General features: G+C 32.6%; 15 protein-coding genes. 4 read left to right on the top strand and 11 right to left on the bottom strand.

Annotated elements, in window-relative coordinates:
* Nucleotides 1-32: 32 nt before the first annotated feature.
* The 3 genes from CD036_RS05735 to CD036_RS05725 all read right to left on the bottom strand — a co-directional run bounded on the left by CD036_RS05735 (nucleotide 33) and on the right by CD036_RS05725 (nucleotide 2,990).
* A complete protein-coding gene (locus tag CD036_RS05735; RefSeq protein WP_002510836.1) occupies nucleotides 33-1,010 on the bottom strand; it encodes an alpha-ketoacid dehydrogenase subunit beta in 978 nt (325 codons plus the stop codon).
* 3 nt (nucleotides 1,011-1,013) lie between these two features.
* Nucleotides 1,014-2,126, bottom strand: coding sequence for a pyruvate dehydrogenase (acetyl-transferring) E1 component subunit alpha (gene pdhA, locus CD036_RS05730; protein ID WP_103388155.1), 1,113 nt, complete (start codon nucleotides 2,124-2,126; stop codon nucleotides 1,014-1,016).
* Between the two features lie 237 nt (nucleotides 2,127-2,363).
* A complete protein-coding gene (locus CD036_RS05725) occupies nucleotides 2,364-2,990 on the bottom strand; it encodes a YkyA family protein (RefSeq protein WP_002510838.1) in 627 nt (208 codons plus the stop codon).
* Nucleotides 2,991-3,115: 125 nt separating this feature from the next.
* Here CD036_RS05725 and def point away from each other — a divergent pair, with 125 nt between their 5' ends.
* Nucleotides 3,116-3,667 carry a peptide deformylase gene (gene def / locus CD036_RS05720; protein ID WP_002510839.1) on the top strand — a complete coding sequence of 184 codons (552 nt, stop codon included), beginning with the start codon at nucleotides 3,116-3,118 and terminating at the stop codon, nucleotides 3,665-3,667.
* A gap of 122 nt (nucleotides 3,668-3,789) precedes the next feature.
* On the opposite strand, the gene CD036_RS05715 is transcribed toward def, so the two are convergent.
* The gene (locus CD036_RS05715) at nucleotides 3,790-4,062 is read right to left on the bottom strand and encodes a hypothetical protein (protein ID WP_103388154.1); all 273 of its coding nucleotides are present in this window, start codon (nucleotides 4,060-4,062) and stop codon (nucleotides 3,790-3,792) included.
* A gap of 633 nt (nucleotides 4,063-4,695) precedes the next feature.
* Between CD036_RS05715 and CD036_RS05710 the strand changes: the two genes are divergently transcribed.
* Nucleotides 4,696-4,911: a DNA-dependent RNA polymerase subunit epsilon gene (locus CD036_RS05710; protein ID WP_103388153.1), complete on the top strand. Its 216-nt coding sequence runs from the start codon at nucleotides 4,696-4,698 to the stop codon at nucleotides 4,909-4,911.
* Nucleotides 4,911-6,761: a ribonuclease J1 gene (gene rnjA, locus CD036_RS05705; RefSeq protein ID WP_021459044.1), complete on the top strand. Its 1,851-nt coding sequence runs from the start codon at nucleotides 4,911-4,913 to the stop codon at nucleotides 6,759-6,761. The genes CD036_RS05710 and rnjA overlap by 1 nt, the downstream gene beginning before the upstream one ends.
* 51 nt (nucleotides 6,762-6,812) lie before the next feature.
* On the opposite strand, the gene CD036_RS05700 is transcribed toward rnjA, so the two are convergent.
* The 3 genes from CD036_RS05700 to CD036_RS05690 all read right to left on the bottom strand — a co-directional run bounded on the left by CD036_RS05700 (nucleotide 6,813) and on the right by CD036_RS05690 (nucleotide 9,935).
* The gene (locus tag CD036_RS05700) at nucleotides 6,813-7,472 is read right to left on the bottom strand and encodes a potassium channel family protein (protein WP_002510843.1); all 660 of its coding nucleotides are present in this window, start codon (nucleotides 7,470-7,472) and stop codon (nucleotides 6,813-6,815) included.
* 94 nt (nucleotides 7,473-7,566) lie between these two features.
* Entirely contained in the window at nucleotides 7,567-8,583 is a 1,017-nt protein-coding gene (locus tag CD036_RS05695; protein ID WP_103388152.1) for a cytochrome d ubiquinol oxidase subunit II, read from the bottom strand.
* Nucleotides 8,583-9,935, bottom strand: a complete 1,353-nt coding sequence (locus CD036_RS05690; RefSeq protein ID WP_002510845.1) for a cytochrome ubiquinol oxidase subunit I — start codon at nucleotides 9,933-9,935, stop codon at nucleotides 8,583-8,585. Before CD036_RS05690 ends, CD036_RS05695 begins: the two co-directional genes overlap by 1 nt.
* Before the next feature lie 199 nt (nucleotides 9,936-10,134).
* Between CD036_RS05690 and CD036_RS05685 the strand changes: the two genes are divergently transcribed.
* Nucleotides 10,135-10,371 (top strand): glutaredoxin family protein, encoded by a 237-nt coding sequence (locus CD036_RS05685; RefSeq protein ID WP_002510846.1) that lies wholly within the window; start codon nucleotides 10,135-10,137, stop codon nucleotides 10,369-10,371.
* 49 nt (nucleotides 10,372-10,420) lie between these two features.
* Here the strand turns inward: CD036_RS05685 and ptsP are convergent, their stop codons facing one another.
* The 4 genes from ptsP to CD036_RS05665 form a co-directional block, all read right to left on the bottom strand.
* Nucleotides 10,421-12,136: a phosphoenolpyruvate--protein phosphotransferase gene (gene ptsP, locus CD036_RS05680; protein ID WP_002510847.1), complete on the bottom strand. Its 1,716-nt coding sequence runs from the start codon at nucleotides 12,134-12,136 to the stop codon at nucleotides 10,421-10,423.
* A gap of 1 nt (nucleotide 12,137) precedes the next feature.
* Nucleotides 12,138-12,404 carry a phosphocarrier protein HPr gene (locus CD036_RS05675; protein WP_002510848.1) on the bottom strand — a complete coding sequence of 89 codons (267 nt, stop codon included), beginning with the start codon at nucleotides 12,402-12,404 and terminating at the stop codon, nucleotides 12,138-12,140.
* 176 nt (nucleotides 12,405-12,580) lie between these two features.
* The gene (locus tag CD036_RS05670; protein ID WP_002510849.1) at nucleotides 12,581-13,123 is read right to left on the bottom strand and encodes a hypothetical protein; all 543 of its coding nucleotides are present in this window, start codon (nucleotides 13,121-13,123) and stop codon (nucleotides 12,581-12,583) included.
* A gap of 60 nt (nucleotides 13,124-13,183) precedes the next feature.
* Nucleotides 13,184-14,353 (bottom strand): class I SAM-dependent rRNA methyltransferase, encoded by a 1,170-nt coding sequence (locus CD036_RS05665; RefSeq protein ID WP_002510850.1) that lies wholly within the window; start codon nucleotides 14,351-14,353, stop codon nucleotides 13,184-13,186.
* Nucleotides 14,354-14,372: the final 19 nt, after the last annotated feature.

Here is a 14,372-nt window from a genome sequence, read left to right as displayed (position 1 = left end):
ATTAACTTATCTACTTCGTCTCTAAGTAATAATTAAAATTCTAAAGTTGCCTTAGCTTTTTCAATGATATCGTTTTTATTTGGTAACCAAACATTTTCCGCTTGTGTGAATGGATATACAGTATCTGCTGCAGCTACTCGAGCAATAGGTGCTTCTAATGATAAGATAGCACGTTCTGCTAATTCAGATGCTACTGTAGCACCAACACCAGCTTGACGTTGAGCTTCTTGAACTACAACTGCGCGTCCTGTTTTTTCAACTGAAGCTACTAATGTTTCGATATCGATAGGTTGTACAGTACGTAAGTCAATAACTTCGACTGAATAACCTTCTTTTTCTAATTCTTCTGCTGCTTTTAATGATTCTTGAACCATTGCACCATAAGCAATTAAAGTAATATCGTTACCTTCTTGTTTTACGCTAGCTTTGCCGATATCAATTGTGTATTCTTCTTCCGGTACTTCATCACGGAATGAACGATATAATTTCATGTGTTCTAAATAAACAATTGGGTCATTACTTCTAATAGCAGAAATTAATAATCCTTTAGCGTCATATGGATTTGATGGGATAACCACTTTTAATCCTGGTGATTGAGCTAAAATACCTTCTAAGTTATCTGCGTGCAATTCTGGTGTATGTACACCACCACCAAAAGGTGCACGAATTGTTACTGGTGCTTGTTTTGAGTTACCTGAACGGAAACGGTGACGTGCGATTTGACCTGCTACTGAATCGAACACTTCAAATACGAAACCTAAGAATTGGATTTCCATAACAGGACGGTATCCTTCTAATGTTAAGCCTAATGCTAAACCGCCGATACCTGATTCTGCTAATGGTGTGTCGAATACACGGTCTTCACCAAATTCTTTTTGTAACCCTTCAGTTACACGGAAAACACCACCGTTAACACCAACGTCTTCACCGAAAAGTAAAACGTTCTCGTCGTTTTGTAATTCAGTTTTAAGCGCATTATTAATCGCTTGTACCATTGTCATTTGTGCCATGGGTTACTTCGACTCCTTCTCTTGATAAATTTCGTACTGCTCTACTAAGTTTTGTGGCATTTCATCATACATGTTATCCATTAAATCAGTAACAGTTTGTTTGTCAGTGTTGTCAGCTTCTTTAATAGCTGTTTTAATTTCTGCTTTCGCACGTTCAATTACTTCATTTTCTTTTTCTTCAGACCATAATTCTTTGTTTTCTAAGAATTTTCTAAAACGTACTAATGGATCCTTTTTCTCCCATTCAGAATCTTCATCAGAAGTACGGTATTTAGTTGGGTCGTCACCAGCCATTGTATGTGGACCATAACGATAAGTCACTGTTTCGATTAACGTTGGCCCTTCGCCATTAACTGCGCGATCACGAGCTTCTTTAGTTGCTTGGTATACTGCTAAAGCATCCATACCATCTACTTGAATTCCAGGAATACCTACTGAAATTGCTTTTTGCGCTAAAGTAACTGCTGCTGTTTGTTTACTACGTGGTGTTGAAATAGCATAGTTGTTATTTTGGATTACAAAAATTGCTGGCGCTTTGTATGCAGAAGCAAAGTTGATACCTTCGTAGAAGTCACCTTGTGATGAACCACCGTCACCAGTATAAGTAATTGCTACCGCTTGTTTACCGCGTTTTTTAATACCTAGTGCAACACCAGCTGTTTGTACATATTGTGCACCAATAATGATTTGTGGGCTTAGTGCGTTAACGCCTTCTGGGAATTGGTTACCTTTAAAGTGTCCTCTTGAGAATAAGAACGCTTCTGTTAATGGTAAACCATGCCAAATTAACTGAGGTACGTCACGATAACCTGGTAAAATATAATCTTCTTTTTCTAAAGCGTATTGTGAAGCAAGTTGTGAAGCTTCTTGTCCTGCTGTTGGAGCATAGAAACCTAAACGTCCTTGTCTATTTAAAGAAATAGAACGTTGATCAAGAATACGTGTCCAAACCATTCTCTCCATTAATTCAACTAACTCTTCGTCTGATAAGTCTGGTACTAAATCGTTATTAACAACATTACCGTCTTCATCCAATATTTGAATCATTTCAAATTGAGATTGAGTATCATTCAATACTTTCTCTGCATCGAATTGGGCCTTTAACTTCTGAGCCATTCAATTCACCATACCTTTCCCGTATAATAGAAATTCATTTTATCCTCTCACATTGTATCACATATCTGTTATACTGTTAAACAATTTAAAAAAGTTCTGTTGCAATAGAAAGAGGTACAGTTTTGTAACTGTACTAATAAAACAGTTGCAACTGTACCACTATTTATTGGAGTAAATTATGCGACAAATGTAAACGCAATCATATTATTGATATATATACCATAACATGTTGGATTATTAAATTAAATTATCTACATCTTTCTTTTCTTCATCTACTTTTTTCATTGCTTTGGAATATGCTTTAAATTGTTTGTCCATTTCTTTATAAGATTTAGAAACTTCTTTTGATTTTTCGTCAATCTTACTTTGTTCAATTTGATCGCCAGACATATATTTAAACATATCTTCCTCTTTATCTAACACATTATTGTATGCTTCAGCGTACTTTTCATGTGCTTGATATTTGGCTTTCAAAGCATCATCTAATTGTTGAACTTCTTCTTGTTTTTTATTATTACCGATATTTTCTATATGCTTGCCAGCTTTTTTATAATCTTCTTCTGATTTATTAATTGCCTCTACTTCTTTTTTAAATGTTGATTTACGTTCTTTGACATTATCTAAGATTTTACTTGCAGTCTTATTCACTTTTTGTTCATCATTACCATTTATATCTTTTACTAATTTTTGTTTTTGCTGTTCTAACTCATTAAGTTTTTTACCCGTACTTGAAATAGACTTTTCTTCGTCAAATGCTTTTTGAATTTGTTCATTATAATTCTTCATTTCACCTTTATCTGTTGTACATCCAGCTAAAAAAACTGCCGATGCTAATGTGACTACAATACCATGTTTAAATTTCATTTTGAGCTTAAACCTCCTCATATGTGTGTGCTATATTATATAATATTATAGTATAAATCAAATAGATTACTGTATTATACTAATATATATTTGGTATAGTTTGAATTAAGGAAGGTGTAATAACAATGTTAACAATGAAAGATATTATTAGAGATGGACATCCCACGCTACGTGAAAAAGCGCAAGAAGTGCCATTACCTCTATCAGAAGAAGACCGCAATACATTATTAGCTATGCGCGAATTTTTAATTAATAGTCAAGATGAGGAATTAGCTAATAAATACGGATTACGTTCGGGTGTTGGTTTAGCTGCCCCACAAATCAACTTATCTAAAAGAATGATTGCTGTGTACTTACCAGATGACGGTGAAGGCAAATCATATGATTTAATGTTAGTTAATCCAAAAATAATGAGTCATAGTGTACAAGAAGCATACTTACCAACTGGTGAAGGTTGTTTAAGTGTTGATGAAGATATCCCTGGATTAGTACATCGTAAAAACCGCATTACTGTTAAAGCTACAGACATTGACGGTAAAGAAGTAAAATTACGTCTTAAAGGTTATCCTGCAATCGTAGTACAACACGAGATTGACCATATTAATGGTGTGATGTTTTACGATCATATCGATGCACAGCACCCATTACAGCCGAAAGCAGATGCAGTGGAATTGTAATAAAACAGGCTGGCGCAGTAATGCACCAGCCTAAAATAATATGTTTATAGTTCAACGCTTTTAAACTAAAAACTGCTATTTGTACATGACAATAAACTTTCAATTGTCAGTATACATATGCTTTACATAAAGTCATCGCGTCTTTCATTGTATGGAATGTGTAAATTATCTAATTCTCTTTTTACACTATTTAAAGATTGAATATCTAAAAATTCAGGGTCGTGATTGTGTTTAACAAAGAAGTGATTTTCATTTTGTGTATTAATAATCTCGTCGTAATTAAAGAACATTATTACTTGCTCCGTCCGCACTTCAAAAGTAGCACCTTTAAATATTTTATCATTTCTATTTTTTTCCTTTTTTACATCTTCAATTATTCTTGTCACCTGATCCATAATAATCACCTAAATCCATTTCTCAAATTTACTTTACTTGTTCACTCTCTAATTCCATTTCCTTTATACTGTAATCATAAAGAATTACAACTTAATGCTCAAGTACAATTTAATATAAAAACTGAAATTTCAAAATATTTGTCTATTCTCTCCTAAGTATTCTAGTTTTTCATATTTATAAATTTTTAGCATTCGCTATTAGTATTGAGATATTAACTGTTTAGAATACAGTAAATGCAATGACTTACAATAAATTTAAGTCATTAGATTTTACACTAACACGCAAAGTTAAATTTATTATTCATATCGTGATACAATATCATTATTATGAAATAAATTAACAATTATTTAAGAGACAAACATACAACACTAGATCCCTTCTATTTTAATAGAAGATAAAACTGCTTTATTTATTTATGCACATCATGTAAAATAATAAATAATTGGATAGGTTTAATATTGTAATACTTATTCTTAAATTGAACGAATTACAACCACCCTAGAAACATACTAGGCAGAAAGCTGGTATGTTCTTTTATATTCAGAGAATTGCCTATTTTATTAATACTAGGGTTTGTTATTTATACATTTAATATTTATAAAAAGAAATGCATTTAGGAGGAAATATATATAATGGCAGTATTCAAAGTATTTTATCAACATAATAAAGACGAAGTAATTGTACGTGAGAACACGCAAACAATTTACGTGGAAGCACAAACCGAAGAACAAGTAAGACGTTATTTGAAAAAACGTAATTACAACATTGAATTTGTTACTAAATTAGAGGGCACACATTTAGAATATGAAAAACAATCTGATCACTTCAACGTGGAGCAAGCTGAATAATGAAACAAATTCATAAAAATGAGGTAGCAGTATATGCGCTTGGTGGTTTAGGTGAGGTCGGAAAAAACACTTATGCCATTGAGTATCAGGATGAAATCGTAATTATCGATGCAGGTATTAAATTCCCAGATGATAATTTACTCGGTATTGATTACGTAATTCCTGACTATACTTATCTCGAACAAAATCAAGATAAGATCGTTGGTCTATTTATTACTCATGGTCACGAAGACCATATAGGTGGTGTGCCCTACCTTTTAAAGAAAATAAATGTGCCTATCTATGGTGGTCCTTTAGCTTTAGGTCTTATTAGAAATAAACTAGAAGAACATCATTTATTAAGAACTACCAAATTAATTGAAATTGATGAAAGCAGTGTTATCAAATCGAAACACTTTGAAATTTCATTCTATTTAACCACGCACAGTATTCCTGAAGCTTATGGTGTTATTGTTAATACACCTGAGGGTAATATCGTGCATACTGGAGATTTCAAGTTTGATTTTACACCTGTAGGTGAGCCAGCAAACATTGGAAAAATGGCGCGCTTAGGTGATGAAGGTGTACTATGCTTACTTTCAGATTCAACAAATGCATTGGTACCTGATTTCACATTAAGTGAACGTGAAGTAGGACAAAATGTAGATAAAATTTTCAGAAATTGTACAGGTCGTATTATCTTTGCGACATTTGCTTCTAACATTTACCGTGTACAACAAGCAGTGGAAGCAGCAATTAAGTACGATCGCAAAATTGTAACTTTTGGTCGTTCTATGGAAAATAATATTAAAATTGGTATGGAGCTTGGTTATATTAAAGCCCCACCTGAAACGTTCGTTGAACCTAATAAAATTAACAGTATTCCAAAACACAAACTACTAATTTTATGTACTGGTTCACAAGGTGAACCTATGGCTGCACTTTCTCGAATTGCTAATGGAACACATAAACAAATTAAAATCATTCCTGAAGATACAGTAGTATTTAGTTCATCGCCTATTCCAGGTAATACTAAGAGTATTAATCGTACAATTAATTCACTTTATCGTGCTGGTGCAGAAGTTATCCATAATAAAGTTTCGAACATTCACACTTCTGGCCACGGATCTCAAGGAGATCAACAATTAATGTTACGTTTAATCAGACCTAAATTCTTTTTACCAATTCATGGTGAATATAGAATGTTACAAGCCCACGGTCAATCTGGTATTGAATGTGGTGTAGATCCTGACAATGTCTTTATCTTTGATATCGGTGATGTTCTAGCACTTACTAAAGATTCTGCACGTAAAGCAGGACGCATACCATCTGGTAATGTTTTAGTTGATGGAAGTGGTATTGGTGACATCGGAAATGTAGTTATCCGTGATCGTAAGTTACTTTCTGAGGAAGGTTTAGTTATTGTTGTAGTCAGCATTGATTTTGATACTAATCAATTACTATCTGGTCCTGATATTATTTCACGAGGCTTTGTTTATATGCGTGAATCAGGTCAGTTAATATATGATGCACAGCGTAAAATAAAAACAGATGTCATTGCTAAATTAAATCAAAATAAAGATATTCAATGGCATCAAATTAAGTCTTCAATCATTGAAACGTTACAACCGTATCTCTATGAAAAAACGGCAAGAAAACCAATGATACTACCAGTCATTATGAAAGTAAACGAAGGTGACGATGTTGCTACAACATCAACAAAACCAAAAGCAAAACCAAGTCCTAAACGTAAAAACAACAACAAAGATCGTAAACCAACACAAAATAAAAAAACGTTTAAACCTAAAAGTAAACCAGTAAAAAAAGAAACACCAACAAAAGAAACAGATAAAAATCAATCAGAATCATAATAAAAAGTAGCCTAGTACATCAACTGTACTAGGCTTTTTTTAAATGCTATTTTAGCGTACTACCTTTTTCTCGAAACGATTTAAATCATTATCATGACCTATCATTATTAAAATATCGCCTATTTCAATATTTTCATTCGGATCTGGTGACACTAAAATTTCTCTTCCTCGTTTTACTGCAATAATACTAATACCAAATTGTGCTCTTATGTCTAAATCAATTATTGTTTTGCCAGCCATTTTTTCACTCGCTTTTATTTCAACAATTGAGTGTTCGTCAGCTAATTCTAAATAATCCAATACACTAGCACTTGCTACATTATGTGCGATACGTCTACCCATATCACGTTCAGGGTGCACGACTGTATCGGCACCAATTTTATTTAAAATTTTAGCATGATAATCATTTTGCGCTTTAGCTGTTACCTTTTTCACACCAAGTTCTTTCAGTATTAACGTTGTTAACGTACTAGATTGAATATTTTCACCAATTGCTACTATAACATGATCAAAGTTTCTAATTCCCAAACTTTTCATCACAGCTTCATCTGTTGTATCTGCAACAACTGCATGTGTAGCAATTTCACTATATTCATTTACACGTGCTTCGTCTGAATCAATTGCCATAACATCCATATCTAAAGCATTGAGTTCCCTAACGATGCTCCCGCCAAAGCGACCTAAACCTATAACCACATATTCTTTTTCCATATGCGTCCTCCATTAACAACAAAGTATAAAAAGTTGAGCAATCACGCTAAGTTAATTGCTCAATCTTTTTTAGTCTATGAAACAATTTTATTGTTTATTTTTTACCTTCTACATATTCCTTATCAAAAACAAACAATTTCAATAATAATATTAACGATGGTATGAGTAAAAGTAAACCTAAAATAAATGAAATGGTTAATGCTATTGCCATATTATCATTTACAACTGCATGATCAAGTTTGACCATTGGGTATAATAAATAAGGTAATTTACTAATACCGTATCCAAAGAAAGCGAATCCCATTTGGAAAATGACTAATATGAATGCCCAACCATGCCATTTTTTTTGTAACGTAAACAGCATAGCGACAGTAAAACAAATTAAACTTAGTAAGAACATCCACCAATAATCAGTAACTGCTGTTACAAAATGCCCTTCATTTTGCACTCTTAATGATAAAAAGACGAAGAGTGATATAGCGAGCATTGGTGGACCCCAGAATAAAAACCAATACCTTAATAACTGATAAGCTTTGCTATCTTTTGCTTTATGTGCATAAAACGTTAAGAAACCAGATGAAATATATAACACTGAGATAACAGCTAAAAATACTACTGACCATGAAAATGGACTTAATAATAACTCTACCCAATCTAAATCAATCTGATTTCCTTTCTGAATCACAAAACCACCTTCTGAAATGGTTAATGCAGTTGCCAATGATGCTGGAATAAACAAGCCAGTTAATCCATATAAAGCTAGCCATTGCAATTTAGAGTCTTGGCCATAGTTTTCAAACGCATAGAAACTACCGCGTATAGTCATTAAAATTAACGCAATAGATGCAGGAATGAGTAAAACTGTACCAAAGTATTTGGCAGAATCTGGGAAGAACCCTACAATGCCTACGAAGAAAAACACAAAGAAGACATTTGTTACTTCCCATACCGGATTTAAATATCGTGAAATCAAATGATTAATTTTTTTATCTTGTTTAGTAATCTTAGCGTGTAAAGCAAAGAAACCTGCACCAAAATCTATAGAGGCAATAATAATATAACAAAATAAGAATAGCCATAAAACGATTATTCCAATATGTGCAAATACCATTATTTCTCACCTCTTTCATTAGCAATAGCTTCAAATTCTTGATACGCGGGCTTCTCTTTAAACATTCTGATTAGTACATATGAAGTTGTTACCAATAAGACAAAGTATAAAATTGCGAATAAAATGGTAACTAAAGTCAGTCCACCCGCTTGAGTTGCCGCTTGTTCAACTTTTAGATAGCCTCTTAAAATCCATGGCTGTCTGCCCATCTCTGTTAAGAACCAACCTGACTCAATCGCTAACATTGCACCAGGTCCTGTTAGTAAAATACCAAAAAGCATCGGTTTAACATGAAGATATTTTCTTAATTTTTTAATACACAACATCGTCACGTAAATACCAGAAACTACAAAACAGAAAACGCCTAAAAAGACCATAATATCAAAGAAGTAATGTACAATTAACGGCGGTGTCACTGATTTTGAAAAATCATTTAAGCCTTTTACTTCAGTATCAAAACTGTTATCGGCTAAAAAGCTTAAAATACCAGGCACTTTAATAGCCCCTGACACTTCTTGAGTCTCTTCATCCAGAGTACCAAATAAGACTAAATCTGCATTGGATTCCGAATCAAAATGCCATTCATAAGCTGCTAATTTTTCAGGTTGCTCTTGATGTAAGAATTTAGCAGATAAATCACCAGCTAACATAGATCCTAAAGTAAATACTAACCCTAACACCATAGTTAATTTTAATGCTTTAACATGATATGTTGTATCTTTTTTAAATTTATTTTTTAATATTTTGTAAGCTGCTATAGCTGCTAAAATGAACGCCATAGTCATGAGTGCTGTAGCTACAACATGAAAAGAACGTACTAAAAATGACGGGTTGAACATAGCTGCTAATGGTTCAACATTGACCATTTTCCCGTCTTTCATATCGAATCCTGCCGGTGTATTCATAAATGAGTTTACTGACGTTATAAATAACGCAGAGAATGAACCACCAATAATAACAGGAATACTTAAAAGAAAATGTAGCCATCTATTTTTAAATCTTTTCCAAGTGTATAAATATATACTAAGAAATATTGCTTCAAAAAAGAATGCGAACGTTTCTAAAAAGAGCGGTAATGCAATAACATGGCCACCTATTTGCATAAATGTAGGCCATAACAATGATAATTGTAATCCTATAATTGTACCTGTCACAACACCAACTGCTACGGTAATTGTATATCCTTTTGACCACCGTTTAGCTAATGTCATGTAATGAGGATCCTTATTTTTAATTCCTAAAAATTCTGCTATTGCAAACATAAGTGGCATACCTACGCCAATAGTTGCAAATATTATGTGTACTGCTAGAGTCATACCAGTCAGAAATCTAGCTAATTCTACTGAATCCATAACATCACCTTTTAATTATATTTGTGAGTAAAATCACAACGTCTATTTATTATATCGCGCGTGCTAAAAAGATGAAATATTTTAGAATGAAAATAATAGTGACAAATTAATGACTTGTCACAGACCATTCACAAAGTTGAATTTTTCTAGTATCATCTATATATTATGAACTAAATACTTGTGGAAAGGATGTAGAGCTTTGACTGAAATTATAATTTATACACAACATGAATGTCCACCATGTACGTTTATTAAAAATTATTTATCCGAGCATAACATTAGTTATATCGAAAAAAATATCAATCAAAATAGTCAATATAAACATGAAATGATGGATTATGATGCGTTCGCAACTCCTTTTATTTTATTAGATAATGAACCAATGTATCAAATCGACATGGATAAAATAAATAATACTTTATCTCTAAATTCTTAAAAATACAAAAAAAGTTTATTAAGCGATAATCGCTTAATAAACTTTTTTGTTATTTCGAATATTCACGTACTAATGCTTCAACTTCTTCTGTTGTTGCACAATCAATGGCACGTTCAGCTAATTCGTTCATTTCATTTTTACTTAAACCTTTAATTTGTCTACGTGCTTTTAATACAGAAGACGCACTCATAGAAAATTCATCTAAGCCTAAACCTAATAAAATTGGAATAGCAGTTTCGTCTCCAGCCATTTCACCGCACATACCTGTCCATTTATTCTCTTTATGAGAAGCTTCAATCACTTGTTTTACTAAACGTAAAATAGCAGGATTGTAAGGTTGGTACAAGTATGACACACGTTCAGACATTCTATCTGCTGCCATAGTATATTGTATTAAATCATTTGTTCCAATACTGAAGAAATCAACTTCTTTAGCAAAAACATCTGCTAAAGCTGCTGTTGAAGGAATTTCGACCATGATACCGATTTCAATATCATCTGAAACATCTACACCTTCATTTGTTAAATTCTCTTTCTCTTCTAATAAGATTGCTTTAGCATCACGGAATTCTTGAATTGTAGCAACCATTGGGAACATAATATTTAATTTACCGTAAACAGATGCACGTAGCAAAGCACGCAATTGTGGTCTGAAAATTTCAGGTTGATCTAAACATAATCTGATAGCACGATAGCCTAAGAATGGATTCATTTCATCAGGTAAATCTAAATATGGTAGTTCTTTATCTCCACCTATATCTAATGTACGTACTACGACACGTTTACCATCCATTGATTGGATAACTTCTTTATATGCTTCAAATTGTTCATCTTCTGTAGGTAACTGATCTCTACCCATGTATAAAAATTCAGTACGATATAAACCAATACCTTCCGCACCATTTTCTATTACACCAGAAAGATCATTTGGCGTACCAATATTTGCAGCTAATTCTGCATGGACACCATCTACAGTAACCGTTTCTTCATCACGCAATTTTTGTAATTCTTTTTTATCTTCAAAGAAACGTTCACGTTTATTTTCATAAGCGATCACTTCATCACTTGTAGGATCAACAATTACTTCCCCAGTTAAACCGTCTACAATAACCATATCACCTTGGTTTACTTCGTCTGTTATTGTTTTTGAACCAACAACAGCAGGGATTTCTAAAGAACGGCTCATAATTGCTGAATGTGACGTTCTTCCCCCAATGTTTGTTACAAATCCTTGTACAAATTCTTTGTTTAACTGCGCTGTATCAGATGGTGTCAAATCATTACCAATTATAACAACGCTTTCATCGATCATACTAGGATTGGGTAATTCTACGCCTAAAAGATTAGCTAGTACACGCTTTCTTACGTCACGAATATCAGCTGCACGCTCTTTCATGTATTCATTATCCATCGAATCAAAGATAGTAATGAACTGATCCGTTACTTCAGTTAAAGCTGTTGGTGCGTTAACTTGTTCATTATTAATTTTTTCTTCTATTGGTTGAATTAACTCTGGATCATCTAATACTAATAAATGTGCATCAAAAATCGCTGCTTTATCAGCACCAAGATTTTGCTCAGCATTATTTCTAATTTTAGTTAATTCGATTTTGGATGTATTGATAGCATTTTGAAACTTTTCGACTTCTGCATTTACATCTGACACTTTATTGTTATCAAATGATAAATCAGGTTCAACTAATAAGTATGCTCTCGCAATAGCTACACCATCTGATGCAGCGATACCTTTAATATAGTTTGGCATATTATTTAGTTAATCCTTCTTTTGATAACACTTCAGTGATTGCTGTAATTGCATCAGTTTCATCGCTACCGTCAGCATAGATAGTGATCTCTGCATCTTTACCTACACCTAAGCTCATAACACCCATAATAGATTTCAAGTTAACTTTTTTACCGTTGTATTCTAATTGAATATCTGAATCAAATTTTGATGCTGTTTGAACAAGCATTGTTGCTGGGCGTGCATGAATCCCCGTTTCGTCAATAATTACATATGAATTTTGTTCCATAATATGATATCTCCTTCGTATAGTTAGAATCGTTAGTTTATTATAAAACCTAACAAAGTTTTATATATTTACATTACCAAATTATATTTATAAATTCAATTCGTTAATCCCTAGATATGATAATATCTAGGGATATTTTAGCCAATTTGTGAAAACGCTGCAATTTTATTTATTTTTTAGACTAAAGATTGGGCAACCTTTTCACATTTTTCAATATGATCGTCACCGATTTTCTTCATTAAATAATAACTTATTGAAGCAGAAATAGCTTGTCCAACTATAGGGAACCATTTTGTTTGTTTCGCTGCAGTTCGTTTAGCAACATCTCTAATCACTACTTTTAATATCGCATTAGACACTTTTTTGCCAACAAATTGACTTCCTTGAATTGCTGCAGTGGTATAAATACGTTCTTTTATATCGTCACCCATCGAATTTACTTGCTTATGATCTAAACCATAAATCTTATTCACATCTTCTATAATATCTTTCATGAGTTTTAAATCTACACTAAACCCTAATCCAGGAATTGGTACCACACTAGCTCCAGAAGATAATAATGATTTTTTTCTGACTAAAGCCATAGCACGATCACGTCTATCTGCTATTTCTTGTTGCGTTGTTGGTATATTACTTTTTTGTTTAATTTCTTCAATATCTAAAACTTTATTTCCGACTTTATTAGTTAAATTATTCGTAATTTTGTTTTTTATGCTCACTTTAATTCACTCCTCAAATATATTGCATTCAATAACATAATTACCCTATTTTCACTGATTTTATTTAACTTGTACAAAAATTGCTTTTAAATATTTAGATGGCTTGTAATGTGGATGTGTTTTAAAGTCTTTAGGTAAGCCCATAACTTCTACAATGTCATAATCCACATCAGCATCTTCTAATGTCTTTTTAACAGTATTTTTAAAGGATTTTAATGAATATGCACTATTATTGGTACATAATAGTAATGTACCTTGTGGTGCTAGAATATTTAAAGCGCCATCAATTAACTTGTCATAATCTTTCATTACAGAAAATGTTTTCTTTTTATTACGTGCAAAGCTTGGTGGATCGATAACAATCGTATCGTATAACAATTGATGACGTTCGGCATAACTATAAAAATCAAATGTATCCATTACGTAAATATATTGTGATTTCGGATCAATGCTATTTAAGCCGAAGTTCTCTTCAGTTAAACTACGGGAACGATTGGCTAAATCGACACTTGTAGTTTGTTCGGCAATTGGTGCTGATATAACTGAAAATGCTCCAGTATAACTAAATAAATTCAACACCTTGTTATTTGACGCAAATTGATCACGTAATTTCTTACGTACTTCTTTTTGATCTAAAAAGATACCCGTCATTAGTCCATCATTTAAATTAACATTATAAAATGCGAAGTTTTCTTCTATAACGATTGGAAATTCAGGCGCTTCTCCAGTTACAAAGCCACCCTCGAAATCAGTATCTTTAAATCTCATTTTTTCAAAAATTGATGTGTATTGAAATACATTTTGTATCGCTTGTAAGATTAAATATTTAAATTTATAAATACCTTTAGAGTACCACTGTATTAATAAATGGCCATTATAATTATCTATAGTAAGTCCACCTACACCGTCACCTTCACTATTAAATAATCTAAATGCATTCGTACCTTCTAAATTATAAAAGTAAGTTCTATCTTCTTTAGCGAGTGTAAATAGCTTTTCAAAAAATGCAATATCAATATTTTGTTGTTGGTCATAAGATAATACCCATCCAAGTCCTTTATGCTGTCTTCCTACATAACATGTAGCAATGTATGTGCCTTGTTCAGTGACTAAATAAAACAAATCTCCTTCTTTCAAATGGTCGTGATTGTATATATCTTCTTCATCAATTAAAGGATATTGATTTTTATACTTAGTTTCCTTGCCTTTATTTAAAGTGGCAGTTTTCATATGTGATGCCAACCTTCCT

Source organism: Staphylococcus arlettae (assembly GCF_002902345.1).
Classification (GTDB): Bacteria; Bacillota; Bacilli; order Staphylococcales; family Staphylococcaceae; genus Staphylococcus; species Staphylococcus arlettae.
Note: the sequence above shows the minus strand (reverse complement) of the source record. Positions and strands in the feature narration are given on the sequence as shown.

Coding starts and splice junctions, on each gene's coding strand:
- CD036_RS05735 (WP_002510836.1), bottom strand. CDS start 1,010: ATGGCACAAATGACAATGGTACAAGCGATTAATAATGCGCTTAAAACT.
- pdhA (WP_103388155.1), bottom strand. CDS start 2,126: ATGGCTCAGAAGTTAAAGGCCCAATTCGATGCAGAGAAAGTATTGAAT.
- CD036_RS05725 (WP_002510838.1), bottom strand. CDS start 2,990: ATGAAATTTAAACATGGTATTGTAGTCACATTAGCATCGGCAGTTTTT.
- def (WP_002510839.1), top strand. CDS start 3,116: ATGTTAACAATGAAAGATATTATTAGAGATGGACATCCCACGCTACGT.
- CD036_RS05715 (WP_103388154.1), bottom strand. CDS start 4,062: ATGGATCAGGTGACAAGAATAATTGAAGATGTAAAAAAGGAAAAAAAT.
- CD036_RS05710 (WP_103388153.1), top strand. CDS start 4,696: ATGGCAGTATTCAAAGTATTTTATCAACATAATAAAGACGAAGTAATT.
- rnjA (WP_021459044.1), top strand. CDS start 4,911: ATGAAACAAATTCATAAAAATGAGGTAGCAGTATATGCGCTTGGTGGT.
- CD036_RS05700 (WP_002510843.1), bottom strand. CDS start 7,472: ATGGAAAAAGAATATGTGGTTATAGGTTTAGGTCGCTTTGGCGGGAGC.
- CD036_RS05695 (WP_103388152.1), bottom strand. CDS start 8,583: ATGGTATTTGCACATATTGGAATAATCGTTTTATGGCTATTCTTATTT.
- CD036_RS05690 (WP_002510845.1), bottom strand. CDS start 9,935: ATGGATTCAGTAGAATTAGCTAGATTTCTGACTGGTATGACTCTAGCA.
- ptsP (WP_002510847.1), bottom strand. CDS start 12,136: ATGCCAAACTATATTAAAGGTATCGCTGCATCAGATGGTGTAGCTATT.
- CD036_RS05675 (WP_002510848.1), bottom strand. CDS start 12,404: ATGGAACAAAATTCATATGTAATTATTGACGAAACGGGGATTCATGCA.
- CD036_RS05665 (WP_002510850.1), bottom strand. CDS start 14,353: ATGAAAACTGCCACTTTAAATAAAGGCAAGGAAACTAAGTATAAAAAT.